Genomic DNA, 23,691 nt, shown 5'->3' with positions numbered 1-23,691 from the left:
CGACCAGCGAGGCCTGAAGCTTCGTCCCGAGACGGTCGTGCCGCTCCCACCGGGCCTCCAGCCCCTCGGCGAGGACGATCCGGAGGCCTTCATGGAGCGCGTACAGCATGGAGATGGGCGCGGTGTGGTGGTACACGCGGTCGGCGCCCCAGTAGCGCGTGATCAGCGTGACGTCCAGGTACCACGACCGCACCGGCTCACGCCGGGCGCCGGCTGCCTCCATCGCCCGCGGCGAGAAGGTGATCGGCGACAACCCCGGCGGAACCGAGAGACATTTCTGCGTTCCGCTGTAACAGACGTCCACTCCCCACTCGTCCACGGACAGCGGGATACCGGCGAGCGATGTTACGGCGTCGAGCACCACGAGAGCGCCGTGCTCACGGGCGTCGCGCGCGATCTGCTCGACGGGCTGGTGCATGCCGGTCGAGGTCTCGGCGTGGACGAGTGCGACGACCTTCGCGGGGCCCCGAGCGAGCGCTTCGCGAACGGCGGCTTCCGGGACGGGCGAGCCCCATTCGGCACGGACCTCGTCCACCTGCGCGCCGCAGCGGCGCGCGATCTCCGCGAGTCGTTCTCCGAACACGCCGGCGACGCACACGATCGCGCGATCGCCCGGCTCGAGGAGGTTCACGAGCGCCATCTCCATGCCGGCGCTGCCGGTGCCGGAGACGGCGAACGTCACCTCGTTCGCAGTGCGGAAGGTCTCGCGGAGCATCCGCGCAACATCGTCGAGGAGCTCGACGAAAGCCGGGTCGAGGTGTCCCACGATGGGTCGCGACATCGCCTCGAGGACCGAGGACGCCACGTCGGACGGCCCCGGGCCGAACAGCATCCGCGCCGGCATGTCGGGCATCGGTTTCCACGATACCCGCATGACGTGCTACATCCCCGCGGTGATCTACGGGCTGGTCGGACTCATCGCGGTGGGGCTCGCGGCCACGATCGCGCTCCTCGTCGTTCGCGCGCGGCGCTGAGCGGCACCCGGTCGCGCTCCGTACGATGTCCGCGTGAGACGCCGTTTCTGGAACCCGCTCGTCGGCATCGGGCTGCTCCTCGTGGGTGTCGCCGTCGCGATCGCGGCGACCCGGCTCAGCTTCCTGCAAGGCGAGGCGCCGAGAGGATCCACCCGGAACGATCCGGCCCCGGAGTTCCGCGGGATCGCCGGATGGTTGAACTCGACGCCGCTCTCCGTCGCCGGGCTCCGCGGCAAGGTCGTGCTCGTCGATTTTTGGGCGTACTCCTGCGTGAACTGCGTCCGCACGTTCCCCGGACTGCGGCAGATGTACGCCCGATACGAGCCGTTCGGTCTCGAGATCGTCGGCATCCATGCGCCCGAGTTCGAATTCGAGAAGCAAGAAGTGAATGTCCGCGAGGCGATCGAGCGCAGCGACCTGCCCTGGCCGGTCGCGCTCGACAACGAGATGGAGACCTGGCGCGCTTACAAGAACCACTACTGGCCGCACGTGTACCTGATCGACGCGGACGGCCGGATCCGCTTCGATCACATCGGGGAAGGCGGCGAGGACTTGATCCAAGATCGGATCCGAGGGCTCTTACAGGAGGCAGGCGCGATGCTGCCCGAGCCGATCGATTTCCAGGAAGGCCCGTTCAATCCGCACATCACACCCGAGATCTACGCCGGGCACCTGCGAGGTGCGCCGGCGGGCTCGCTGGCCAATCCGGAAGGCTTCCGGCCGGACCGCGTCGTGGACTACGCCCCGATACCAAAAGGCAGCGTCGACGACGCCGGCACCGATGGGATCTTCTTCGTCGAGGGCAAGTGGCGCGCGACCGAGGAGTACCTGGAGGCGGCCGAGGACGGCGCGCGCGTGCTCTTGCCGCTGTTCGCGAAGGACGTGTTCTTCGTCGCCGCGTCCGGAACGGGGGGCGCAGTATCCGTCCAGCTCATGCTCAACGGTAAGCCGGTACCTGCCGCCGCGCTGGGAGACGACGCCTCGAAGGGCGTGGTGCACGTGAGCCGCTCGGATCTCTACTCGTTACTGAGGCTCTCCGAGTCGAACATGGTCGTGCTCACGCTCGAAGCGGCGAAGGGGTTCCGGCTCTACACGTTCACGTTCGGCTAAGCGCGTTTCGAGGGCGGCGTCGACGGGGGAAGGTTCGAGGATGCCCCTCCGGATCGAGGATTACGGGTTGATCGGCGACACGCAGACGGCCGCCCTGGTCGGCCGGGACGGGTCGATCGACTGGCTGTGCCTACCGCGTTTCGACTCGGGAGCATGCTTCGCCGCGCTCCTGGGCAGCCCTTCGCACGGGAGGTGGCTGCTCGAGCCCGCCGGCGGATCGCGTCCCGTATCGCGCCGCTACCGTGACGGAACGCTGATCCTCGAGACGGAGCTCGCGTGTCCGTCGGGCAGGATCCGGCTCATCGACTGCATGCCCATCCGTCATCGCGCTCCGGACGTCGTGAGGATCGTCGAGGGTCTGGAGGGCCGCGTGCCGATGCGGATGGAGCTGATCATCAGATTCGACTACGGCAGCGCGGTCCCGTGGGTTCGGCGCCGATCCGACGGCATCTCCGCGGTGGCCGGGCCCGACGCGCTGCGTCTGCACACCCCGGTCTCCACGCACGGGCGGGACATGACGACGGTCGCAGAGTTCGAGGTGTCGGCCGGGGATCGCGTGCCCTTCGTGTTGACGTGGCATTCCTCGGTCGACCCGTCGCCGCCACCGGTGGACGCGGAACAGGCGCTGTCGGAGACCGAGTCGTGGTGGCGCGAATGGTCGGCGCGCTGCACGACTTTCGGTCCCTATCAGGACACGGTGGTGCGATCCCTGGTCACGCTCAAAGCGCTCACCTACGCGCCGACCGGCGGGGTCGTTGCTGCCCCGACGACCTCCCTGCCGGAGTGGATCGGCGGCGTGCGGAACTGGGACTACCGATTCTGCTGGCTCCGCGACGCGACATTCACGCTGTACGCGCTGATGCTGGCCGGCTACCGCAAGGAGGCCGAGTCGTGGCGCGACTGGCTGCTGCGCGCCGTCGCCGGGGATCCGGCACAGCTCCAGATCATGTACGGAGCCGCAGGCGAGCGCCGGCTCCACGAGATCGCGCTCGACTGGCTCCCCGGCTACGAGGCGTCGGCTCCGGTTCGGATCGGGAACGCTGCTTCACTGCAGTTCCAGCTCGACGTCTACGGCGAGGTGATGGATGCGATGCACCAGGCGCGCGGCGCCGGCATCGAGTCAGACCATGCCTCGTGGGCGCTCCAGCGATCGATGATGGATTTCCTCGAATCCAACTGGCAACGGCCCGACGAGGGGATCTGGGAGGTACGAGGCCCGCGGCGGGCCTTCACCCATTCCAAGGTTATGGCTTGGGTAGCGGCCGATCGCGCCGTCAAGGCCGTCGAGCGGCACGGACTCGAGGGGCCGGTCGATCGCTGGCGAGCCTTGCGGGAAGAGATCCATGCCGAGGTGTGCCGCGAAGGCTACGACGCCGAGCTCGGCGCTTTCACCCAGTACTACGGATCCCGCTCGCTCGACGCCAGCTTGCTGATGATCCCACTCGTCGGCTTCCTCCCGGCGGCCGACGAGCGCGTCGCGGGCACGATAGGCGCGATCGAGCGGGACCTCACGCGCGACGGCATGGTGCTGCGGTACGCCACCGACGGGCAAGCTACCGTTGACGGGCTGCCGCCCGGGGAAGGGTCATTCCTCCCCTGCTCGTTCTGGCTCGTCGATTGCCTCGCCCTCACCGGGCGAATCGAGGAAGCTCGCGCTCGGTTCGAACGGCTCCTGGGGCTCACCAACGACCTCGGCCTGCTCTCGGAGGAATACGATACCGAGGCGGGCCGCCTGCTCGGAAACTTCCCGCAAGCCTTCTCCCATGTCGCCCTCGTCAACAGCGCGTCGAACCTCTCCCGGGCCCACGGCCCGGCGCACGAACGGGGCGCCCGATGATCCCGGCCTGGACGGTGGAGCCCGGCATAGCCGGCAGCGCGCGGATCGAGCGCCTCGACGAGCCGCCGGGCACCGGCGAGATGCTCGTCGAAGCGCTCGCCGTCGGCATCTGCGGCACCGACCGGGAGATCCTCGCCGGCGAGTTCGGGAAGGCGCCACCGGGACGGCGCCGCATCGTGCTCGGACATGAGTCGCTCGGCCGCGCCGTCGACGCGCCGTCCGGCAGCGGTTTCTGGCCCGGCGACCTCGTGGCCGGGATCGTCCGGCGCCCCGACCCGGTTCCCTGCCCGGCGTGCGCCGCCGACGAGTGGGACATGTGCGGCAACGGCCTGTACACGGAGCGAGGCATCAAGGGCCTCGACGGCTACGCGGCGGAGCGCTGGCGGATCGAGCCCCACTTCGCCGTGCGCGTCGATCGCCGGCTCGGCGAGACCGGGGTGCTGCTCGAGCCGGCGAGCATCGCCGCCAAAGCCTGGGAACACATCGATCGCATCGGGGCGCGGTCGAGCTGGTCGCCGACGCGCGTCCTCGTCACCGGCGCCGGCCCGCTCGGGCTGCTGGCAGCGCTTCTGGGCAAGCAGCGTGGTCTGGAGGTTCACGTGCTCGACCGCGTCACTTCGGGACCCAAGCCTGCCCTCGCACGAGATCTGGGAGCCACGTATCACACCGGATCCGTCGAGGATGCGTGCCCGAACGCCGACATCGTCGTGGAGTGCACGGGAGCGGCCGAGGTCGTGATGCAGGCCGTCGCTTCCACGGCCCCGAACGGCATCGTCTGCCTCACCGGCGTTTCGTCCGGCAGCCGTACCGTCCGGATCGACGCGAGCGCGCTCAACAACTCCCTCGTCCTCGAGAACGACGTCGTGTTCGGCTCGGTGAACGCCAACCGTCGTCATTACGAGGCGGCGCACCGGGCCCTCCTGGATGCCGATCCGGGCTGGCTGGGACGATGCATCACCCGTCGGCTTCCATCGACGGACTGGCTTGAGGCCGTCGGATCCGCGCCGGACGACGTGAAGGTGATCCTGACGTTCCCGGGTCTCTCTGCGCCGTGAGGGCTGCCGGTCGCGGGAGATCGGCGCGCTGATCGTCTGAGACGGGGCCGGTCTTAGGCGCCGAGTTGCTGGTGTCGTTCGCGTGACGTGATCACGTGCAGGTCTGGGGTGGCCGTTCGCTCGCGCAGCTCGCGGATCTCCGCTTCCAACGCCTGAAGGCGCGCGTCGAGCGAAGACACATCCTGGTGTAGAGCGCGCACGATGAGCTTCAAGTTAACGATATCCGTGTCGTGGTCCATGACGGTCATGGTAGACGCGATGCCTGATCAAGCATGGAACGAAGGAGCGTTTCGGCGTGACCAATCGCGAAATGACTAACGATGACTAGTCAGGCTCTACACAGCGCTTTTGATCTCTTCGAGCGCCGCCGGGTTCTCGAGACTCGACAGATCGCCGGGGTCTTCGCCGAGCGCGGCCGCGCGCACAGCCCGGCGCAAGATCTTCGCGCTGCGCGTCTTCGGCAACGCGGTGACGAAGCGGATCGCGTCCGGACGGAACGCTTTACCGAACTCACGCTCGACCATCGAGCGGAGCTCTGCGCGGAGCTCGTCCGTGGGTTCGGTGCCCGGCTTCAGCACCGCGAAGCACCAGACCTTCTCCCCCTTCACTTCGTCGGGCACGCCGACCGCGGCGGACTCGGCGACGCCGGGATGCGAGACGAGCACGGATTCGATCTCGGCGGGACCCATCCGCTTCCCGGCGATCTTCAGTGTGTCGTCCGAGCGGCCGTGCAGGTACCAGTAGCCGTCCTCGTCGCGGCTCGCCCAGTCGCCGTGCACCCACACATCGGGCCAGCGCGACCAGTACGCCTCGATGTAGCGGTCGGGGTCGCCCCACAGCCCGCGCGTCATGCCGGGCCACGGTTTCGTGCACACCAGCTCGCCGACCTTCCCGGGCGGCAGCGGTTTGCCGTCGGGATCGTAGATGTCGATCGCCATGCCCAGGGCCGGGCCACCCAGCGTGCAGGGACGCAGTGGCGTGAGCGGCGTCGGTGAGAGGAAGCACGCGCCGGCCTCGGTCCCGCCGGAGATGTTGATGATCGGGCAGCGGCCGCCGCCGACCACCTCGAAGTACCACTTCCAGGGACCGGGGTTCCACGGCTCGCCGGTCGAGGCGAGGATCCGCAGCTTCGACAGGTCGTGCTTCTGTACCTGCTCGTCGCCGTGCGGGATCAGCGCGCGAACCAGCGTCGGGGAAACGCCGAGGATCGTGATGCCGTGCCGCTCGACCAGCGACCACACGCGGTCGGGCTCGGGGTAGTCGGGCGCGCCTTCGTACAGGACGACGGTGGCGCCGTTGGCGAGGGTGCCGACGGTCTCCCACGGGCCCATGATCCAGCCCATGTCGGTGAACCAGAACAGCGTGTCGTCGGGGTGCACGTCGGTCTGGTACGCGACCTCCTCCGCGATCTTCGCGAGGAAGCCGCCGTGCACGTGCACCGCACCCTTCGGGCGCCCGGTTGTGCCCGAGGTGTACGCGATCAGCAGTGGGTGCTCGGCGTCGAGCTGCTCGGGCGCGCGCTCGGGGCTCTGGCCGGCGACCAGCTCGCCGTAGTCGCGGTCGCGCTCGGGGTGCCAGGCGACGTCGCGCCCGATCCGGCGGACGACGACCACGTGCTGCACGGTCGGCGCTCCCGCTGCGGCTTCGTCGGCGGCTTCCTTCATCGCGACCACCTGTCCGCGGCGATAGAACCCATCGGCGGTGACGATCGCCTTGGCGTCGGCATCCACCAGACGCCCCGCGACCGCTCCGGGAGCGAAACCCGAAAAGATCGGCAACGAGATCGCGCCGAGCTTCGCGAGCGCCATCAGCGTGAAGACGTTCTCGGGGATCATCGGCATGTACACGCCCACCGCGTCGCCCAAGCCGATCCCGATCGACGCGAGACCGTTCGCGAGACGGTCGACCGCAGCTTTCAGCTGTGCGTAGGTGAATCGGCGTACCTCGCCGTCCTCGCCTTCCCAGATGAGCGCCTGTGCGTCGGGGCGCGTCGCCGCATGCTTGTCGACGCAGTTGTGGGCGACGTTGATCGTTCCTCCGACGAACCAGATCGGCCACGCGATCCCCTTCGGCGTCTCGACCACCGAGTGGTAGGGCGTGAAGAACTCGATGCCCAGGTCCTCGACGACCGCCTGCCAGAACCACTCGATGTCGTCCTGCGAACGCCGGATCAGTTCGGGGTAGTCGGCGATCCCGTGCCGGCGCATCAGGCGCGTGACGTTCGCGCGCTCGATGTACTCGGACGTCGGCTTCCAGGCGAAGTCGAGCATGCGCGCGAGCCTACCATCCGAAGGAGCGCAACCTCGGGGCCTTGCTCGGTAGCATTGGCGCGCTTTCCGCGGACCCAAGGAGGACGTCGTGAGCGAGTTCCGCGTCGAGAAGGATTCCATGGGAGAGGTGCGCGTCCCGGCCGATGCGTACTGGGGCGCGCAGACCCAGCGCGCCGTCGAGAACTTCCCGGTGTCGGGTCAGCGGTTCCCGCGGCGGTTCCTCGAGGCGCTCGGCTTGATCAAGTGGGCCGCCGCGAAAGCCAACCAGGAACTGGGCTTGCTGGACGCGCGCCGTGCCGAGGCGATCATGGCCGCAGCCGAGGAGGTGATCGCCGGGAGGCTCGACGACCACTTCCCGGTCGACATCTTCCAGACGGGCTCGGGCACGTCGACGAACATGAACGCGAACGAGGTGATCGCGAACCGAGCCGATGAGCTGCTCGGCCAGGCGCGCGGATCGAAGACCGTTCATCCGAACGATCACGTGAACAACGGGCAATCCTCGAACGACGTCATACCGTCGGCCATCCACGTGTCCGCGCTCCTCGCGATCCGAGACGACCTCGAGCCCGCGCTCGTCCGGCTCGCGGATTCGCTCGCGGCCAAAGCGGAGCGGTTCGCCGAGACGCTCAAGGTCGGCCGGACGCACCTGATGGACGCCACGCCGATCACGCTCGGTCAGGAGTTCGGCGGCTACGCGCAACAGATCATCAACGGGATCCGGGACCTCGTGTATGCGCGGATCCAGCTCGAGGAGCTGGCGCTCGGCGGTACCGCGGTCGGTACCGGGATCAACGCGGACGAGCGGTTCGCCGCACGAGCGATCGCCACGATCGCCGCGCGCACCGGCCTCGATGTGCGCGAGGCGGCCGACCACTTCGAGGCGCAGAGCGCGAAAGACGCGTGCGTCCTCGCATCCGGGATCCTGCGACGCATCGCGGTGTCGCTCATGAAGATCGCGAACGACATCCGGTGGATGGGCTCGGGCCCGCGGGCGGGGCTCGGGGAACTGAAGCTGCCGGAGCTGCAGCCCGGCTCCTCGATCATGCCCGGCAAGGTGAACCCGGTGATCCCGGAGGTCGTGACGCAGGTGGCCGCTCAAGTGATGGGCAACGACGCCGCGGTCGCGGTGTGCGGGATGTCGGGCGCCTTCGAGCTCAACGTTTTCATGCCGGTGATCGCTCGGAACCTGATCGAGTCGATCGCGCTGCTCGCGTCGGCGTCGCGTCTGTTCGGCGACAAGTGCATCGCCGGGGTGGAGGCCGACGAGGAGCGCTGTCGCTCGCTCGTCGAACAGTCGTTCCCGATCGTGACCGCGCTCGTCCCGGCGATCGGCTACGACGCGGCAGCCGAGATCTCGAAGGAGGCTTACAAGACCGGGCGAACGATCCGCGAGGTAGCCCTGTCCAAGGGGGTGCTCGGCGAGAAGGAGCTCGATGAAGCGCTGGATCTCATGAAGATGACGCGTGGGGGGATCGTCGCGCCGGGACTCGGTGGCGGCTGAGACACCTCATCCTTCCCGCCGAAGCGCGGCGGCGACACGCTCGCCATGCGCCGTGAGCCACCGCCCGCCGCGATCTTTCTCGGCCAGGCGCTCGAACTCGAGGCGCGTGAATGCGGAGCAGAAGGCCGTGATCGGTCCCGTCCAGTCCTCAGGGCTGTAGGGATCCGGAGCGCGCTCGGCCATCTCGAGCAGCAGGCGCCGGTCGACCTCGCAGAGCACGGGCATCTCGAACGGGTCATCCGGCTCTTGGGCCTCGCCCTCTTCGATGATCACCCGACGCAGCGAGCTGCGTTCTTTGCGCTCCAGAGGAACCAAGAGCGCCGAGGGTCGTCCGAATCGCACGATCACAACGCCGACACCTTCGTCCTCGACCTCATCGAGCAGATCGGCGGTCCGGCGGGACAATTCCCGAGCACTCGCATTGCGCGTCTTCGACACCTTGATCGTGAACCCCATCCCGGTCTCCCACTAAGTCTTTCCAACAACCGTCTGACATGTCAGACATGTCAGACGCCTCCGGAGGAAGGTACTCGGGGGGTGCGACAGCAACGAGAACGCGGCTCATATGATATGTCATATGATAGCCTAGGTTCATGGCACGCAAGCAGGTGATCGTCCAGCTCGACGACAAGCTCGTGGCCGAACTCGACAAGGCGGCACGACAGGACGGAGTGAGCCGGAGTGAGCTCCTGCGCCGCGCAGCATCCGCCCTACTCGAAGCTCGAAGGATCAGGAAAGCCGAGTACAGGCTCGTCGAGGTCTACCGACGCATCCCTCAAGACCCTGCGTTCATCGAAGCTGCGCGCCGTCTCGCCGCGGAGACGGCTCCGGACTGGTGAAGCGAGGGGAAATATTCTGGGCGGACCTGGGACCGCCCGCGGGCCGACGCCCCGTGATCGTGATCACGAGGGACGCTGCGATCCCCGTCCTTTCGGCGGTCGTGGTCGCGCCGATCACGCGCACCGTCCGCCAGATCGCTTCCGAGGTGCCCCTGGGTCCCGGCGAAGGTCTTCCAGACGAGTGTGTTGCGCTCTGTGACAGCATCCTCACGATCCCGAAGAACCGCTGTGACGAAGACCCCGTCGGCGAACTTGACGTAACGCAGGTCCCTGAGCTCGACGCCGCTCTGCGGTTCGCGCTCGGTATCTGGTTCTAGAGATCACGCGGCCAGCAGGCGGTGAACGGTGCCGCCATGGCCGATGACGTAAAGCTCGCCGTTCTCGTCCTCGCCGAAGGAAGAGATACTGATCTCGGTGTCGAGCACCCGTCGCTCGCTGACCGCCTCTCGCGTCGCGCGCGCGGCGTCGAGCGCGAAGATGCGGCCGTTGCAATAGTCGGCGAAGAAGTACGCGCCGACGAGCGTCGGGAAGGCAGCGCCTCGATAGACGTATCCGCCGGTCACGGCGCAGCCGTCTGCGGTGGGGTACTCGACGACCGGCCGGATGAGTCCCGACCGGTTACACGAAGAGGAGCGGAAGCACGAGTTCCCTTCCATGATGTTCCACCCGTAGTTGCCGCCGCCTTCGCTGGATCCCTTCTGGACGTTGACCTCCTCGCGGCTGTTCTGGCCGACGTCGCCGATCCACAGGTCGCCGGTCGCCCGGTCGAAGGAGTTCCGCCACGGATTGCGGAGCCCGTACGCCCAGATCTCTTTGCGCGCGCCCTCCCGCTCGACGAAGGGGTTGGCGGGCGGGATCGCGTACGGCGAACCTCCGTTCACGTCGACGCGCAGGATCTTGCCGAGCAGGGTCCGGAGGCTCTGGCCGTTCTCTTGCGGGTCGCCGGCGCTGCCGCCGTCACCCGTCGCGATGTAGAGGAAGCCGTCGGGGCCGAAGGAGAGCCAGCCGCCGTTGTGGTTCGAGAACGGGTCGTCCATCCGCAGGAGGGCGCGCTCGGACCCGGTGTCTGCCGCGGTGGCCGAGCGGCGCCTGAACTCGGAAACGACGTTGTCGCCTGCGTTGTCGGAGTAGTAAACGAAGAACCGGCCGTTCGACTCGTACTCCGGATGGAACGCGAGCCCGAGCAGGCCGCGCTCGCCGCCGCTCTGGACGCGCCCGGCGATGTCGAGGAACGTCCCACGAGCCTTGCCCGACCGCTCGAAGACGCGGATGCGGCCGGTCTGCTCCACCACGTAAAGGAGCCCGCTTCCGTCGCCCGCGTGCGTCACGAACACCGGACTGCTCAGCCCGCTCACCAGGCGCTGGAGGCGGATCTTCACGGCGCTGAGGCTGAACGCCGGCGCCGACGTACCGGTGGGAGCCGGGGAGGTCGCGGTGGGCGACGTGGGGCTCTGCCCGGCGGGCGGCTTGGACCCATCGCTCGAGCACGCCGCGAGCACGAGCATCGCCGCGGCCATCGCGAGGCTCAGCCGTTTCCGCATCGCCATCCTCAGATCGGCGGCCATGGGTACGGGCGGCCGGGCCCGGGTTCAGGATAGGTCGCCGCACTCGTCAGCGCCTCGATCCGGCCGGCCATCGCGCTCACTTCCTCGTCATCGAGCAAGGTTCGCAGGTGCGCACGCAGCGGTCCCCCACCGGCGAGGTCGCCGATGAGCCGGCGGAGGTCGGCCAGCACGTCGTCCGGCAGGCGCTCCCCGGCGTAGTCCCAGATGACGGTACGGAGCTTCGGGCTCGTGTGGAAAGCGACCCCGTGATCCACGACCCAGATCCTCTCCTCTCCCCGCTGCAACAAACAATGACCAGACTTCCGATCCGCGTTGTTGATCACGACGTCGAACGCGGCGACGCGGCGGAAAAGATCCGGGTAAGTGGGGGCAAGCGTGAGGTAGTGCTCGGAGGGATCGTGTTCGACGAACAGCTGCACCATCCCGATGCCCAGCGTCCCGTCGCGGATCACCGTCGGCGGTACGAACCCCCATCCGAGCGCTTGGCTCATGACGAACGCGGCCATCTCGCGCAGGTACAGCGTCCCGTCGGGGAAATCCCAGAGCGGCGCCTCGCCGCGGCGCGGCTTGTACACCGCGTAGGCCTCCAGGTCCTCGTCGGAAACCGTCGCGAGGAACGTGTCGTTCGATGCGCCGGGGAGGAGCCCGACCGGCGTCAGGTCGCCTTCGGACAGAAGCGTGGTGACCCGCTCTGCGGATACTTCAGTCGCCATCGGCCGAAGGACCGGCCTCGCGATGGCCGTTCATCGCGGGACATGTGTGCCCGGAAGCATCCATCGGGAACCCACAGAAACGGCACCGGGGCCGGCCCGCTTCCACGACCGTCTCGGCATGTTCGGCCAGCGCCTGGGCCTGCGCGCGGGTGGCGGCGAACCTCGCGATCGACGGATCGCGCGTTTCCTCCTCATCGTCGATCAACTCGCTCGCGATCACGACGATGAAGTCGCGATCCGCGTCGTAATGCAACGCCATCGGGCCGACGCGCCACTCCGGCACGAGTGGCTCTTCGCGCGTCGGGTCGGCGGGCTCGGCGGCCGACGGGGGCTCCTCCTCTGTGTCGGGCAGGGCCGCGAGCATCTGCTCGATCGACGTCGCCAGCGCGCGGATCTGCTCCTTCTCGACCAGCAACGTCACGAGCTGGTCGCCGGCCCGGGCCTGGAGATAGAAGATCCTCGCACCCGGCTCTCCGACCGCGCCGGCGGTGATCCGCTGCACCGGGTCGAGCTCGAAGGAGCTGCTCACGCCTTCTTCCTCTCCGGTTTGCGAGGAGCGGCGGCGTAACCGTCGAGCGTCCCGGTGTCGTTGACCGCGAGCACGCGCGGCGTGCCTTCGCCGACCCACAGGATCGAGATCGAGACGGGCGCGATCACCAAACGCTGATACAGATCGAGGTGGATGCCCCCGTAGTACGCGACGAGCACGCGGATCACATCGGCGTGGGTGACGACCGCCACCGACTCGCGCGGATGAGCCTCGCGCATGACCTCGACCGCCGCGACGGCGCGCGCTTGGGTTTCGGCGATCGTCTCGCCGCCCGGGAAACGGGCGCGACTCGGGCTGGCCATGACCTGGCGCCACAGCTTGGTCTTCGCGAGGGTTCGCAGCTTCTTGCCTTCCCAGTCCCCGTAACGGACCTCGCCGATGCCGTCCCGTACGCGAACCCGCAGCTTCTTCGACTTGGCCAGCGGTTGCGCAGTCTCGATCGTGCGCTCCAGGGGGCTCGCGTAGATCGCGTCGAGGGACACCGGCCGCATGCGTTCGGCGACACCTGCGGCTTGCTTGCGGCCCTCCTCGGTGAGCGAGATACCGGGCAACCAGCCGCTAAGGCGCTCGTTGGTGTGCGCGGTGAGGCCGTGTCGGATGAGGAACAGAAGCATCTGGAGAGGGTATCCGGTCAGGAGTCGTAGAACAGGGCCAGGCTGGCGGTGAAGCCGTGGAGGAAGTTGCGACCCCCGACGGGGCCGAGCTCCCCGTTGCAGAAGAACCCGGCGAGCGGTGACGCGAACGCTCCGGTCACGATGCCCGCGTCGTGGTCGGGAACGCCGAAGAGCCGGGTACCGCGCCCGTTGCACGTGAACAGCAGGGCCCCCGCCGGACGATCGACCGCGCCGACCATCGAGCGGAGATCCTCGTCCGCGCTCGCGGCGTCGCGCACATGGAACTGCACCGTCTCGCCGATGTTGACGACGTCGCCCACGGCGACGGCTCCCGACTGCTCGTCGGCGCCGAGGACGTTGCGGATGAGGAAGTCGCCACGCCGGAATTCCGTCTTGTACTCGTCGACAACGCGTCCGACGTGGAGCCCCAGCTGCATCGCCTCGCGATCGGAGGCGTCCGCCTCGGCGTAGGTCTCGCGGATCCGGTCCAGGGGCGTCTGACCGCCGAGCGAGAGCAACACGTTCCGTTCGGCGCCGGTGACCGCGTACGGCTGCCCGACCGGCTTGCAGCCCTGCGAGACGAGCGACCGCACCTTGACGCGTCCGGCGATCAGCGCGCCGACGCAGCCGCCGTTCCGCACCTCCGTGTTCATGATCAGGCGGTGCTGACCCGGCGCACGTCCACCGGACGCCAGGCCGCCGATCAGCTCGAGTCCGGGCTGCGAATCGGCGAGCCGCGCGAGCCAGTCGTCGGCCGGGAACGTGAACGGATCGGCGAGCGCGAGCGCGGTCGCACCGTCGGGGATCGTGTCGGGCCAACCCAGGAACGTCTCCCCGTCTGGGGTCTCGGCGTACTCGAGCGCGAACGGGACGACCTGCGTATCCGGGAGATGCGCCGCCCATACCGCGACGGCCGGCGCGTCCTCGATCTCTCGCGAGCCGCCGACGACCCACATGCCGTTGCAGCCGAGCAGCGTCCCCGGCCGCAGCGCCGTGTGCGCGGCGGCGACCGCATCGGCGACGCGCGGAACGTGATGCGGGGAGACGAAAAGGAAGGCGAGGTCGCACGAACCGCCGTGGAGGCCCGCCGTCGCCTCAGCGCACGCCGCCTCTACGGCGCGTTGGGGATCGGGATCGGTCGCGAGGCCCGCCCCGATCGCGAGACGGCTCATACAGCCGAGTCTATCGCCGGTGGAGAGCGGCTTGCGCGTCGGCGATCGAGACGCTGCGGCGGCGGAAGTTCCTCAGCGCGAAACGGTCGCACGCGGTCTCGGCAGAGCTTCGCCGACCGAGCATCTCCTTCAGGTACCAGTGGTACCACTCGTGGCAGTAGAGGAAGCGGACGACCTCGCGCGGCGTGCGGAAGGTGAGACCCTCGGAGAGCCAGACGAACCGCATGCCCTTGCCGGGAAGCCGCTGCGCCCCGTACTGCACGATCTCGCCGAAGGGCAGGAACGGCTCCGGAACCTGCAGCGTGATGCGCCGCTCGTCGAACTCCGTGTAAGCGGCAAGGTGAGGACGCGATCGATATCGGAGCGGCCGCACCACGACCTCGTATCCGGCTGCCTCCGGAAGCCCGGCAACCCAACCCGCGACGCGGTCGGCGGGCGCAACGCCTGAGCTCGAGTGGATCCTCACCCGAGTGCAGCGCAGCGCTCGAGCTGGGCACGGGTCGGAGGATGGTAGAAGGAGAGAACCACGTGCTCGCAACCGGCTTCCGCGTAGGCCGGCAGCGTGTCGAGGAGCGACTCGATCTGACCATCTTGCTGCGGGTGCAGGAAGACCTGAACGGAACGACGGAGATCCTTCGGATCCCTCCCGATCTCGCGGCATAGCTCGTCGAGCGTCGCGCTCTGCGACGCCCAGGCCTCGGGACCCTGCGCCGGCGTGTTCCACTCGTCCGCGTGCTTCGCGATGAGGCGCAGCATCTTTGGCTGGGAACCGCCGACCACGATCGGCGGGTGCGGCTTCTGCAAAGGCTTCGGGACGCACTGCGCCTCGACGAGGCGATAGAAGCGCCCTTCGTAGGAGGGCGCTTCTTGCGTCCACAGGAGCTTGATCACGTCGAGCGCCTCGTCGAGCATCGCGACCCGGGTGCCGGCGCTCGGGAACTCCATGCCGTACCCGCGGTGCTCGGGCTCGTGCCAGGCGGCGCCGATCCCGAATTCGAGCCGCCCGCCGGAGATGTGGTCGACGGTCACCGCCATGTTCGCCAGCACGGCCGGGTGCCGGTAGGTGACGCCGGTGACCATGCAGCCGATCCGCGAGCGCTCGGTCCGCGTCGCCATCGCGGCGAGGGTGGTCCACCCCTCGTAGGTGAAACCGCTCGGATCGACCAAGCCGTAGAAATGGTCGTAGTCCCAGATCGCATGGAACCCCAGCTCATCCGAGGCGCGCCAGAACTCCTCGAGCACCGGATACTCGAAGCACGGCGCGAGCTTGGCCGACAGGAGCACGGTCGGAATGATAGGAAAGCCGTCGTGCGACGTCGAAGTCTCGGACCCATGCGACTCCGGAGAGCGCTGGCGCTCGGCCTCGCGGCAGGGGTCCTCGCCCTCACGTCCTTCCCCGCCGCCGCTGCCGACCAGCCGATGCTGATCGCGCACCGGGGAGGTGCGGGCCTTTGGCCCGAGAACACGATGGGCGCGTTCGGCAATGCCCACGCGCTCTTCTCGGAGGCGGGGGCTCCCGGGTGGATCGAGCTCGACACGCAGTTCACGTCGGACGAGGTGCTCGTCGTGATGCACGACGCGACGCTCGACCGGACCACGGACTGCACCGGTCCCGTCGTTCAGAAGCCCGCGGCCGTCGTGACGCAATGCGACGCCGATCCCGACCCGCTCGTCTTCGATCCGGTGCCGACCCTCGATCAGGTGCTGGCCGAGGGCCGCGTGGCCGGATGGCGCCTGGTGGTCGAGATCAAGGACATCCCGGGAGAACCCGGATTCGACGTCGACTGCACCGAGCTCGCAGACGCCCTGGGGGCAGCCGTGAACGCGGCGGCGTTCCCGAAACAGAACGTGATCGTCCAGTCGTTCTGGCCGCTCTGCCTCGACCGGCTCGAGCGCAGGGAACCCACGATCGCGACCCTTCTCCTCACATCCTCATCGACCGTCAACGCACTTGCCGGGGTCGTCACGCCGGTGCCGCTCGGCTTCACACTGACCGCGAACGCCGTTTTCGCGACGCTCCGCGGATACGAGTACAGCGCGCCGGACCAAGACACGATCGACCTGATCGGTCCTGTGGTGACCGTGGCGCATCTGCTCGGGCGCAAGGTCGTGGTTTGGACCGTGGACGACGTGGCTCGGATGCAGCAGCTTGCCGCGATCGGCGTCGATGGGATCATCTCCGACCGTCCCGACCTGCTCGTCGCGACCTTCGGCCCCTAGTTCCGGATCGTTCGAACCCGCAGGCGGACCAGCACGTATTGCCACACAGGGTGGGCGCAGAGGCCAGGCCGCGCTATCGTCGCAGGCAGAATGTCCGATTGCCGCAGACTTCGATAGGGGTAAGAGTGGTTCCCAACATGCCGACATACTCCATTGAGACACTTTTCTCGTTTGGATGCTGAAGGGGGAGGGTTGAAGGTCCTACCACCACGCCTGGATCGACGGCGCACTGAGGCCGCGCGGAAGTCGGCGTCCGCTCGCGGCGGGCCGCGCATCGTGCTGGCCGAGCCGGACCCCTATCTGGGCTTCTTGCTACGACTCAACTTCCCTGAGGCCGACGTCATCGAGGCCGATCCTTCCGCCGACGCAGATGCGATCCTCGCTTTGCGGCCATCGCTCGTGATCGCCGGCGTCGAGGGCTCGAGCCTCACGATGTCCGAGCTTCTCGCCGGCGAGGCACCTCCCAAGGTTCTCGCCGTCGTAGACGGCGCCAGGGCGGCACGCACGACGATCCACTCCGCGGTCGACGGGATCCTCGCCCGGCCCTTCGTTCCGACCGATCTCCACCGCGCGGTCCGGATGGCGCTCGGTATGGGCGACCCCGAGGCGGCGCCGGGCCTGCCCGGCCTCAAGCTCGCGCGGGTGCGCGGATGGATCGGGCCGGCACGGGTGGGCGCGATCGCGATCGCGGCGGTTCTGGAAGTGGCCGCGCCAGAGGTGTCGCGAACTCGGTCCACGATCCTTGCGCTGGCGTTCATCTACGTGACCGCGCGGTGGTTGATGCGGCGACCCTCGGTCGTGTGGGTCGGAGCGGACGTCGGGGTCGCCGCCGTCCTGGTCGCGTTCACCGACGGCGTCGTCAGTCCGTACATCCCGTTCGCGCTCGTGGTGGCAACCGCGACGGGGCTCACGCACAACGAACGGTGGGGAGGGATCGCGGGGCTGATCATCGCGGCCACGTCGACCCCGCTGATCGTCGGCGACCTTCGCGACGGGGTAGTCGGGCCGACCGAGGCGGTGGCGTGGTACATGCTCGCACCGCTCGCCGGCATCGCCGGCGGATTCGCGTCGCGCCTGTGGCGCACGCAAGCGACCCAGACCGGGGACCTCCTCGCTGAAGCCAACAGCGTTCTTTCATCGCTCTATCGGATCGCCCGGACCGTGCCGGGAGGCCTCGAGATCGGCACGGTCGCCGATGCGGCGCTTGAGGAGATCCGCGACTCGCTGCGGGCGGCATCGGGCGCCATGTTCGTCTGGGAGGCGGGCAACCTCGCGCTGGTGGGTTCGTACGGCTTCCGGAATCCATCCGCGACCTCGGCCGGCGCCTCGAGCGCCATGGCGGAGATGGTGCACGGGAACGCGAGAGTGATCACGGCGAGCGACCTCGACGACACGACCGCGCAGGCCCTCGGCGGCGGGAACGACTGCTGGCTGGTCGCTCCGATGCGCCACGACGGCGTCGCGCTCGGGCTCCTGCTCGCCGGTTGCCCGGATCACGCGCAGCACAACTCCAACCGCGTCCTGCTTCAGCAGCTCGCCCAGGAGACCGCGCTCGCCGTGGAGAACGCACGCCTTTTCTCACGCGTCCGCGAGATCTCCATCGACGAGGAGCGCCGACGGCTAGCGCGAGAGCTTCACGACGGAGTCGCCCAGGCGCTCACGCACCTGCGTTTCGAGCTCGAGTTCATGGCCCGTCACGGCGCCGCCTCGCCAGCGACCGTGAAGCAAGAGGTCGAGCGGCTCTCTCGCGTCGTCAACCGGGCATCCGGAGACGTCCGTTCGATGATCTTCGGCCTGCGTTCGTCGGTGTCGGCCGAAGGTCTCGTGGGGTCGCTTCGCGCGTACCTGTCGGACCTCAGAGGGCTCGGCGGGCCGGATATCGTTTTCGAGGCGCGCGGGGAGGTGCGTCTCCCGCCGGGGGTCGAAGCCGAGATCTTCCGCGTGGCGCAGGAAGCGGTCTCGAACGCGCTGCGCCATGCCGGAGCCGGGACCGTGAAAGTGTCCATCACTTCCGGCGCCACGGCCGTCCGGCTGCTCGTTGAGGACGACGGCATCGGCGTGCGCTCGAAACGGGCCACGGGGCCCCGCGGTGGCGTAGGGTTGAGTGCGATGCGTGAGCGAGCCGAGGCGATCGGAGCCACCCTCGACGTCGGCGCTCGGCCCGGCAGCGGCACCCGGGTCGTGCTCGAGGTCAAGCACGACGATCGACGCTGATGCGACTGGGGGACGGACGATGACGAGGGTTGTGATCATCGAGGATCACACGCTGGTTCGTCAGAGCCTCGTGAAGACGCTCGAGGCGGAGCCGGGCTTCGAAGTGGTCGGCGAGGCGGGACGCGGTGACGAAGGGCTGGAGCTCATCCGGTCGACGAAACCGGATCTGGCCGTGCTCGACATCACGATGCCCGGTGGGAACGGACTCGAGGTCGCCGCGCAGCTCCGCCACGCCGCCCCCGACGTCCGCTTCCTTTTCCTGACCATGCACGAAGACGACGCGTCGATATCGCGCGCGATCGGGATCGGAGCCGACGGCTACGTCCTGAAGACGGCCTCGACCGAAGAGCTCCTGCAGGCGGTCCGCGCCGTCGCCGAAGGCGGCTCGTACCTGTCGCCTGCGATCGCCCGCCGCGTGATCGACCTGGCGGGCAGCAAGCGCGGGAGCGCGGGGACGCGGCTAACCGAACGGGAACTGGAGATCCTCCGGCTCCTCGCTGAGGGACACCGGCCCGCCGAGGTCGCGCAGAAGCTGTTCGTGTCGATCAAGACGGTCAAGAATCACTTGACGAGCATCTACTCCAAGCTCGGCGTCGCAACCGGGGCACAGGCGGTCGCGGAGGCGTTCCGCCTCGGCCTGGTGTCGGCGCCGCCGCGCAGCGAGTAGAGGAACGCCCTCGACCGGGATGCCGTGGCGAAGATCCTGATCGTCGACGACGAGCCGGACATGCGGACCGTGCTGTATCACACGCTCCGCGATGCGGGCTACGACGTCGCCGAAGCCTCCGACGGCGAGGAAGCGCTCCGCAAGTTAAAGCGCACACGCTACGACCTGGTCGTGCTCGACATCATGATGCCGCGCATGTCCGGCTACACCGTGCTGGACAAGATCCGCCACATGCCGTCGCGCGCGAAAACGCCGATAGTGGTCGTCACGGCCAAACACGACCCCGAGGGAGTGCAACGAGAGGTCGAGAAGGGCGCGACCGACCATATCGCCAAGCCGTTCCTGCCGTCGGAGCTTGAAAAGGTGGTTCGGCGGGCGCTCAAGAGCACCAAGAAGGCCGTCGAAGCACGCCGTGGGGAGCTGCGGCGCAGCGCCGACGTCTACGGCGCCGTCGACGAGCTCCGTCGCGACCTCGATGACTGACACGCACGCATCCCACGCCGAACAGCACGATTCGGATGATGGACTCTCCCAAGGCGAGCCACCGCATGGCGAACGGCTCCGGTTCCCCGGGGTGTACGCATTCGTGGGGAGCGGCTGCCTCCTGGTCCTCGAGCTCGTGGCCGGCCGGATCCTGGCGCCCACGATCGGGGTTTCGCTCTACACCTGGACCTCCATCATCGGCGTGGTGCTCGCCGGCATCAGCTTGGGGAACTGGCTCGGCGGCCGGATAGCGGATCGCGCGCCTGGCCGGGCGACGCTGTCCTCGCTCTACCTACTCAGCGCGCTCACATCCGCGCTGATCCTCGCGTTCTCGAGGGATCTCGGGAAGATCGCCGCGCCGCACACCTGGCCGGCCATCACCCAGGTTCTGTGGCTGACGACGCTGCTCTTCTTCATCCCTTCGACCCTGCTCGGAACGATGACGCCGATGCTCATCAAGCTGTCGCTCCGCTCCCTCGGCGCGACGGGCCGGGTCGTCGGGCGGATCCAGGCCGCGGCGACGCTCGGAAGCATCGTCGGGACGTTCCTCACCGGGTTCTTCCTGATCTCTTGGTTCGGCACCCGAGCGATCGTGGCGGGAGTGTCGGGTGCGTTACTCGTGCTCGGGGCCTTCAGCAATCCGATCTGGACCAGGCGCTCGCGCATGACAGTCGCAGCGGTGGTGCTGTTCATCGCCGGGATGGCCGCACTCAGCAAGAGCCCCTGCCTGGTCGAGAGCAACTACTTCTGCATCTCGATCGAGAAGGTGCAGGGAGGCGAGATCCTTGTGCTGAACCTCGATCATCTCGATCACGGACACGTCGACACGAAGGATCCGACCAATCTCATCTATCCGTATCAGATCCTCTACCAACAGGTTCTCGACACCTGGTACCCACGCGGCACTCGGGTGGATTCCTTTCAGATCGGAGGCGGCGCGTACACGACGCCCCGCTACCTTGAGCGGTACTACACCGGCCGGCAGGTGGTCGCCGAGATCGACCCGGCAGTGACCGAGTTCGCGCACGATCGTCTGTTCCTGTCGCGAGATACGACGGTCGAGACGATCAGCGACGACGCCCGGCAAGCGCTGAAGACGCTCGGAGCCGACGAGCAGTTCGACGTTGTGCTCGGCGACGCTTTCAACGACGCCGCGATCCCCTACCACTTGACGACCGTGGAGTTCAACGCACTCCTCAAGACGCACATGCGTCCCGACGGCGTCTACATGATCAACGTCGTGGACGGCGTCGAGTACGCATTCCTACGGTCTTTCATGCTCACGCTGCGAGAAGTCTTCTACGACGTCCGTCTGATGACGCTGCCCGGGCTCTGGCCCCTCGATCCCAAAGGCGGGAGCACGTTCGTCGTGGCGGCAAGCGATCGCCCGTTGCCGGACGTCCCCTCGATGGTGCCGCGGGACGAAGTCGACGCGTACCTTGATCAGGAGGGGGGCTCGGTCCTGATCGACGACCATGTGCCGGTCGACCAATTGCTGACGCCTAATTTCCGACGACGGCTCGAACGATAAGGCACGCCGCCCCAGTCGCGATCCGGATCGACCCGGTGGTGCGCGCGGCGACCCGGCGGACTCAAGGCCGCCGCCGGGCTTGCCGACCCAACCAGGGAACCCACGCTGCCGAGCCAACGGAGAGACATCATGACCGTCAAGAAGGGCAATCACGCCATGCGCGCGGCGGCAGCCGTCGTCGCTTTGATCGGGGCGTCGTCGTCGGTCGTCGCGTACATCGATGCGGGCTCGGGCAGCTACATCTTCCAGCTCGTCGTCGGGACGCTGGTCGGCGGTGCCGTCGCCGTCAAAGTCTTCTGGCGGCGCGTGTCGGCCTTCTTCGTGGGCAAGCTCTTCCGGAGCGGCGGCCACCACGCGGCCGGCCCGCGGTAGCGTTCCGGGCGCGGCGACCGGCATCGGTTAGCCTGGTATCGAAAACGGGCCCATCGACGGGAGCCTAGTTGCGCCAGCCCAGATCCCGATGAAGGAAGCTCGTCCTTTCCATCCTGTTCTGTTCTCCGCGTTCCCCGTCCTCACGCTCTACGCCCGGAACGCCGACGAAGTGCCGCTGCGCGACCTCGTTCTTCCGCTCTTGTTCGCGATGGCGCTCGGGGTCGCCCTGATGTTCCTCCTTCGATGGCTCCTCCACGACTCGCTTCGCGCCGGCATCGTTTCCTCGGCGATCCTCCTCTTGTTCTTCTCCTACGGTCACGTTTGGGACCTCGTGAGGAATCGGGTCGTCGGCGGATTCATCGTCGACCGGGATCTGTACCTGCTGATCCCTTGGGCCGTTATCTCGGCAGCCGTTCTCCTGATCGCGTTCGGCGCCCGGACGTATCTGAAGGAGACGACAACGATCTTGAACCTCGTCGCGCTGTTCCTGGCGGTGACCTCCATGGTCCCCATCATCCGGAGCGGCGGCGGCCCTCCGGCGAGCAAAGGCGACTGCCCCGCACCCTTACCCGGCCGGGCGGCGACCGGCACGACTCCGCCGAGGGACATCTACTACTTCATCTTCGATCGCTACGGAGGCTCCGACACGCTGACGGAGAGCTACTCATTCGACAACTCAGCATTCCTGTCGGGACTCACCGACAGAGGGTTCTACGTTGCGAGCAACAGCAGGGCGAACTACCCGCGCACTGCCCACTCCCTGGCTTCATCGCTCAACGCCGGATACCTTGACTGCATCGCGCAGCGCGTGTCGCCCGACGAGAGCGACTGGGGACCCATCTACGACGCGCTCGCGGACCATCAAGTCGGTCGCTTCCTGCAGCGCAGCGGGTACAGCTACTTCCATGTGGGCTCCTGGTGGGAAGGGACCGCGAAGAGCCCCTTCGCCGACTTCAACTACTCCTACGAGGGGCGGCGGGGATTCGCGCAGCTGATGTACTCGACGACGCTGGCGCGCCCCATCGGGGAGTACCTGGGGCTGGGCGACCCGGAACGAGTGAGGGACTTCAAGCGGGTTGGTTTCCAGCTGCGAACGCTCGGCGAGGTGCATGGCCGCCCGGGCCCGAAGTTCGTGTTCGGACACTTCTTGTTGCCACACGAGCCCTACATCTTCGATCGCGACGGCAGCTTCCAGACGGGGGTCGAGGAACAGCGGAAGGGACGCCGCGACGCCTACATCGACCAATTGCTCTACACCAACCAGGTGATCGACGACCTCCTCAACGTGCTGCTCTCCGGCCCTCCGGAGTCCCGGCCCATCATTGTGCTGCAATCAGATGAGGGCCCTCACCCGATCCGATACGACATCGAGGGGCCGAGCTTCGACTGGACCCGCGCAGCGCCTGCGGAGATCAACGAAACGTTGCGGATCCTCAACGCCTACTACCTTCCCGGCGTTGCCGAGCCCGGCCTGTACCCGACGATCACGCCGGTGAACACGTTCCGCAAGATCTTCGATCTCTATCTACGCACGAAGCTCGGCCTGCTCCCCGACGAGGTGTACGTGTATGCGGACGACGACCACCCATACCGCTTCGAGAAGGTCAGCGAACGAGTGTGGGATCCCGCAGCGATAGCCGCTCGTCCTCCCGGCTCTTAGCCATCATCTCGAGGAGCACCGCGCCGATCAGGGCGACGGTAGGGATCTGATAGAGCACCGCGACGGCGAGCGTGCCGGCCTCGCCGAGCCCGGGAGTGCCGGGAGGGAACCCGACGAAGATCGCGAGAGCGACGAGGACGAACGCCGTTCGCCCCGCCATGCCGGGGAGCCGCCGTGGGACCTCCCGCCCCGCCACCAGCACCCACGGCAACGCCAGGACGAGGTAGTGGATCCACACGATCGGCCATGCGAGGAGCATCAGGGGCACCGCCGCCCAGAACGGATCGGATGAGAGCCGGGCCCTCGGCGCCAGGAGCAGGATCACAGCGCCGGCGACGGCC

26 protein-coding genes are annotated in these 23,691 nt (G+C 67.9%); 14 read left to right on the top strand and 12 right to left on the bottom strand.

Going from position 1 to position 23,691, the window contains the following annotated elements; genetic code table 11:
- The coding region (locus WEB06_13195) for an alanine--glyoxylate aminotransferase family protein (GenBank protein ID MEX2556568.1) at positions 1 to 853 on the bottom strand (853 nt) is incomplete at its 3' end.
- Here WEB06_13195 and WEB06_13190 point away from each other — a divergent pair.
- The 4 genes from WEB06_13190 to WEB06_13175 are packed head-to-tail and all read left to right on the top strand — an operon-like array spanning position 843 to position 4,976.
- Positions 843 to 974 (top strand): hypothetical protein, encoded by a 132-nt coding sequence (locus WEB06_13190; GenBank protein ID MEX2556567.1) that lies wholly within the window; start codon positions 843 to 845, stop codon positions 972 to 974. The genes WEB06_13195 and WEB06_13190 overlap by 11 nt on opposite strands.
- Before the next feature lie 33 nt (positions 975 to 1,007).
- Positions 1,008 to 2,084 (top strand): redoxin domain-containing protein, encoded by a 1,077-nt coding sequence (locus WEB06_13185; GenBank protein MEX2556566.1) that lies wholly within the window; start codon positions 1,008 to 1,010, stop codon positions 2,082 to 2,084.
- A gap of 40 nt (positions 2,085 to 2,124) precedes the next feature.
- On the top strand, positions 2,125 to 3,921 hold the full coding sequence (locus WEB06_13180) for a glycoside hydrolase family 15 protein (protein ID MEX2556565.1): 1,797 nt from the start codon (positions 2,125 to 2,127) through the stop codon (positions 3,919 to 3,921).
- Complete coding sequence (locus WEB06_13175) at positions 3,918 to 4,976, top strand: glucose 1-dehydrogenase (protein MEX2556564.1); 1,059 nt, start codon at positions 3,918 to 3,920, stop codon at positions 4,974 to 4,976. Before WEB06_13180 ends, WEB06_13175 begins: the two co-directional genes overlap by 4 nt.
- A gap of 53 nt (positions 4,977 to 5,029) precedes the next feature.
- On the opposite strand, the gene WEB06_13170 is transcribed toward WEB06_13175, so the two are convergent.
- Both WEB06_13170 and WEB06_13165 read right to left on the bottom strand, forming a co-directional pair.
- A complete protein-coding gene (locus tag WEB06_13170; GenBank protein ID MEX2556563.1) occupies positions 5,030 to 5,215 on the bottom strand; it encodes a hypothetical protein in 186 nt (61 codons plus the stop codon).
- Positions 5,216 to 5,311: 96 nt separating this feature from the next.
- Positions 5,312 to 7,246, bottom strand: a complete 1,935-nt coding sequence (locus tag WEB06_13165; protein MEX2556562.1) for an acetate--CoA ligase — start codon at positions 7,244 to 7,246, stop codon at positions 5,312 to 5,314.
- Between the two features lie 88 nt (positions 7,247 to 7,334).
- On the opposite strand from WEB06_13165, the gene WEB06_13160 reads away from it, so the two are divergent.
- The gene (locus tag WEB06_13160) at positions 7,335 to 8,750 is read left to right on the top strand and encodes a class II fumarate hydratase (protein MEX2556561.1); all 1,416 of its coding nucleotides are present in this window, start codon (positions 7,335 to 7,337) and stop codon (positions 8,748 to 8,750) included.
- Between the two features lie 6 nt (positions 8,751 to 8,756).
- Here WEB06_13160 and WEB06_13155 read toward each other — a convergent pair whose 3' ends face one another.
- Entirely contained in the window at positions 8,757 to 9,206 is a 450-nt protein-coding gene (locus WEB06_13155; protein MEX2556560.1) for a type II toxin-antitoxin system prevent-host-death family antitoxin, read from the bottom strand.
- A gap of 137 nt (positions 9,207 to 9,343) precedes the next feature.
- Here WEB06_13155 and WEB06_13150 point away from each other — a divergent pair, with 137 nt between their 5' ends.
- Positions 9,344 to 9,589 (top strand): ribbon-helix-helix protein, CopG family, encoded by a 246-nt coding sequence (locus WEB06_13150; GenBank protein MEX2556559.1) that lies wholly within the window; start codon positions 9,344 to 9,346, stop codon positions 9,587 to 9,589.
- On the top strand, positions 9,586 to 9,906 hold the full coding sequence (locus WEB06_13145) for a type II toxin-antitoxin system PemK/MazF family toxin (GenBank protein ID MEX2556558.1): 321 nt from the start codon (positions 9,586 to 9,588) through the stop codon (positions 9,904 to 9,906). The genes WEB06_13150 and WEB06_13145 overlap by 4 nt, the downstream gene beginning before the upstream one ends.
- Before the next feature lie 3 nt (positions 9,907 to 9,909).
- On the opposite strand, the gene WEB06_13140 is transcribed toward WEB06_13145, so the two are convergent.
- From WEB06_13140 to WEB06_13110, 7 genes are read right to left on the bottom strand one after another with little or no spacing between them, the layout of a single operon-like run.
- The gene (locus WEB06_13140; protein ID MEX2556557.1) at positions 9,910 to 11,130 is read right to left on the bottom strand and encodes a PQQ-dependent sugar dehydrogenase; all 1,221 of its coding nucleotides are present in this window, start codon (positions 11,128 to 11,130) and stop codon (positions 9,910 to 9,912) included.
- A gap of 8 nt (positions 11,131 to 11,138) precedes the next feature.
- Positions 11,139 to 11,867: an SCO1664 family protein gene (locus WEB06_13135; GenBank protein MEX2556556.1), complete on the bottom strand. Its 729-nt coding sequence runs from the start codon at positions 11,865 to 11,867 to the stop codon at positions 11,139 to 11,141.
- Positions 11,857 to 12,396 carry a DUF3090 domain-containing protein gene (locus tag WEB06_13130; protein MEX2556555.1) on the bottom strand — a complete coding sequence of 180 codons (540 nt, stop codon included), beginning with the start codon at positions 12,394 to 12,396 and terminating at the stop codon, positions 11,857 to 11,859. The genes WEB06_13135 and WEB06_13130 overlap by 11 nt, the downstream gene beginning before the upstream one ends.
- Entirely contained in the window at positions 12,393 to 13,031 is a 639-nt protein-coding gene (locus tag WEB06_13125) for an MSMEG_4193 family putative phosphomutase (protein MEX2556554.1), read from the bottom strand. The genes WEB06_13130 and WEB06_13125 overlap by 4 nt, the downstream gene beginning before the upstream one ends.
- Before the next feature lie 17 nt (positions 13,032 to 13,048).
- A complete protein-coding gene (locus WEB06_13120) occupies positions 13,049 to 14,203 on the bottom strand; it encodes an FIST N-terminal domain-containing protein (GenBank protein MEX2556553.1) in 1,155 nt (384 codons plus the stop codon).
- Between the two features lie 10 nt (positions 14,204 to 14,213).
- Positions 14,214 to 14,669, bottom strand: coding sequence for a hypothetical protein (locus tag WEB06_13115; GenBank protein MEX2556552.1), 456 nt, complete (start codon positions 14,667 to 14,669; stop codon positions 14,214 to 14,216).
- Positions 14,666 to 15,487 carry a TIGR03560 family F420-dependent LLM class oxidoreductase gene (locus WEB06_13110; protein MEX2556551.1) on the bottom strand — a complete coding sequence of 274 codons (822 nt, stop codon included), beginning with the start codon at positions 15,485 to 15,487 and terminating at the stop codon, positions 14,666 to 14,668. Before WEB06_13110 ends, WEB06_13115 begins: the two co-directional genes overlap by 4 nt.
- 48 nt (positions 15,488 to 15,535) lie before the next feature.
- Here WEB06_13110 and WEB06_13105 point away from each other — a divergent pair, with 48 nt between their 5' ends.
- The 7 genes from WEB06_13105 to WEB06_13075 all read left to right on the top strand — a co-directional run bounded on the left by WEB06_13105 (position 15,536) and on the right by WEB06_13075 (position 23,350).
- Complete coding sequence (locus WEB06_13105; GenBank protein ID MEX2556550.1) at positions 15,536 to 16,423, top strand: glycerophosphodiester phosphodiesterase; 888 nt, start codon at positions 15,536 to 15,538, stop codon at positions 16,421 to 16,423.
- A gap of 192 nt (positions 16,424 to 16,615) precedes the next feature.
- A complete protein-coding gene (locus WEB06_13100; GenBank protein ID MEX2556549.1) occupies positions 16,616 to 18,637 on the top strand; it encodes a GAF domain-containing sensor histidine kinase in 2,022 nt (673 codons plus the stop codon).
- Between the two features lie 19 nt (positions 18,638 to 18,656).
- Complete coding sequence (locus WEB06_13095) at positions 18,657 to 19,304, top strand: response regulator transcription factor (GenBank protein MEX2556548.1); 648 nt, start codon at positions 18,657 to 18,659, stop codon at positions 19,302 to 19,304.
- A 24-nt stretch (positions 19,305 to 19,328) separates the two neighbouring features.
- Positions 19,329 to 19,787 (top strand): response regulator, encoded by a 459-nt coding sequence (locus WEB06_13090; protein MEX2556547.1) that lies wholly within the window; start codon positions 19,329 to 19,331, stop codon positions 19,785 to 19,787.
- The gene (locus WEB06_13085; protein MEX2556546.1) at positions 19,780 to 21,318 is read left to right on the top strand and encodes a fused MFS/spermidine synthase; all 1,539 of its coding nucleotides are present in this window, start codon (positions 19,780 to 19,782) and stop codon (positions 21,316 to 21,318) included. The genes WEB06_13090 and WEB06_13085 overlap by 8 nt, the downstream gene beginning before the upstream one ends.
- A 156-nt stretch (positions 21,319 to 21,474) precedes the next feature.
- Positions 21,475 to 21,690 carry a hypothetical protein gene (locus tag WEB06_13080; protein MEX2556545.1) on the top strand — a complete coding sequence of 72 codons (216 nt, stop codon included), beginning with the start codon at positions 21,475 to 21,477 and terminating at the stop codon, positions 21,688 to 21,690.
- An 88-nt stretch (positions 21,691 to 21,778) separates the two neighbouring features.
- On the top strand, positions 21,779 to 23,350 hold the full coding sequence (locus WEB06_13075; protein ID MEX2556544.1) for a sulfatase-like hydrolase/transferase: 1,572 nt from the start codon (positions 21,779 to 21,781) through the stop codon (positions 23,348 to 23,350).
- Here the strand turns inward: WEB06_13075 and WEB06_13070 are convergent.
- A partial coding sequence (locus tag WEB06_13070) for a hypothetical protein (GenBank protein MEX2556543.1) occupies positions 23,295 to 23,691 on the bottom strand: 397 nt, incomplete at its 5' end. The genes WEB06_13075 and WEB06_13070 overlap by 56 nt on opposite strands.

It is taken from the genome of Actinomycetota bacterium (genome assembly GCA_040905475.1).
Taxonomy (GTDB): domain Bacteria; phylum Actinomycetota; class AC-67; order AC-67; family AC-67; genus DATFGK01.
The sequence above is the reverse complement of the archived record's forward strand: the minus strand, read 5'-3'. Positions and strand labels throughout refer to the sequence as shown.

What these genes read in the sequence shown, in the direction of transcription:
- WEB06_13190 (MEX2556567.1), top strand. Translation starts at nt 843, where the DNA reads ATGTCGGGCATCGGTTTCCACGATACCCGCATGACGTGCTACATCCCC.
- WEB06_13180 (MEX2556565.1), top strand. Translation starts at nt 2,125, where the DNA reads ATGCCCCTCCGGATCGAGGATTACGGGTTGATCGGCGACACGCAGACG.
- WEB06_13175 (MEX2556564.1), top strand. Translation starts at nt 3,918, where the DNA reads ATGATCCCGGCCTGGACGGTGGAGCCCGGCATAGCCGGCAGCGCGCGG.
- WEB06_13170 (MEX2556563.1), bottom strand. Translation starts at nt 5,215, where the DNA reads ATGGACCACGACACGGATATCGTTAACTTGAAGCTCATCGTGCGCGCT.
- WEB06_13165 (MEX2556562.1), bottom strand. Translation starts at nt 7,246, where the DNA reads ATGCTCGACTTCGCCTGGAAGCCGACGTCCGAGTACATCGAGCGCGCG.
- WEB06_13155 (MEX2556560.1), bottom strand. Translation starts at nt 9,206, where the DNA reads ATGGGGTTCACGATCAAGGTGTCGAAGACGCGCAATGCGAGTGCTCGG.
- WEB06_13150 (MEX2556559.1), top strand. Translation starts at nt 9,344, where the DNA reads ATGGCACGCAAGCAGGTGATCGTCCAGCTCGACGACAAGCTCGTGGCC.
- WEB06_13140 (MEX2556557.1), bottom strand. Translation starts at nt 11,130, where the DNA reads ATGCGGAAACGGCTGAGCCTCGCGATGGCCGCGGCGATGCTCGTGCTC.
- WEB06_13135 (MEX2556556.1), bottom strand. Translation starts at nt 11,867, where the DNA reads ATGGCGACTGAAGTATCCGCAGAGCGGGTCACCACGCTTCTGTCCGAA.
- WEB06_13125 (MEX2556554.1), bottom strand. Translation starts at nt 13,031, where the DNA reads ATGCTTCTGTTCCTCATCCGACACGGCCTCACCGCGCACACCAACGAG.
- WEB06_13120 (MEX2556553.1), bottom strand. Translation starts at nt 14,203, where the DNA reads ATGAGCCGTCTCGCGATCGGGGCGGGCCTCGCGACCGATCCCGATCCC.
- WEB06_13105 (MEX2556550.1), top strand. Translation starts at nt 15,536, where the DNA reads ATGCGACTCCGGAGAGCGCTGGCGCTCGGCCTCGCGGCAGGGGTCCTC.
- WEB06_13095 (MEX2556548.1), top strand. Translation starts at nt 18,657, where the DNA reads ATGACGAGGGTTGTGATCATCGAGGATCACACGCTGGTTCGTCAGAGC.
- WEB06_13085 (MEX2556546.1), top strand. Translation starts at nt 19,780, where the DNA reads ATGACTGACACGCACGCATCCCACGCCGAACAGCACGATTCGGATGAT.
- WEB06_13080 (MEX2556545.1), top strand. Translation starts at nt 21,475, where the DNA reads ATGCGCGCGGCGGCAGCCGTCGTCGCTTTGATCGGGGCGTCGTCGTCG.
- WEB06_13075 (MEX2556544.1), top strand. Translation starts at nt 21,779, where the DNA reads ATGAAGGAAGCTCGTCCTTTCCATCCTGTTCTGTTCTCCGCGTTCCCC.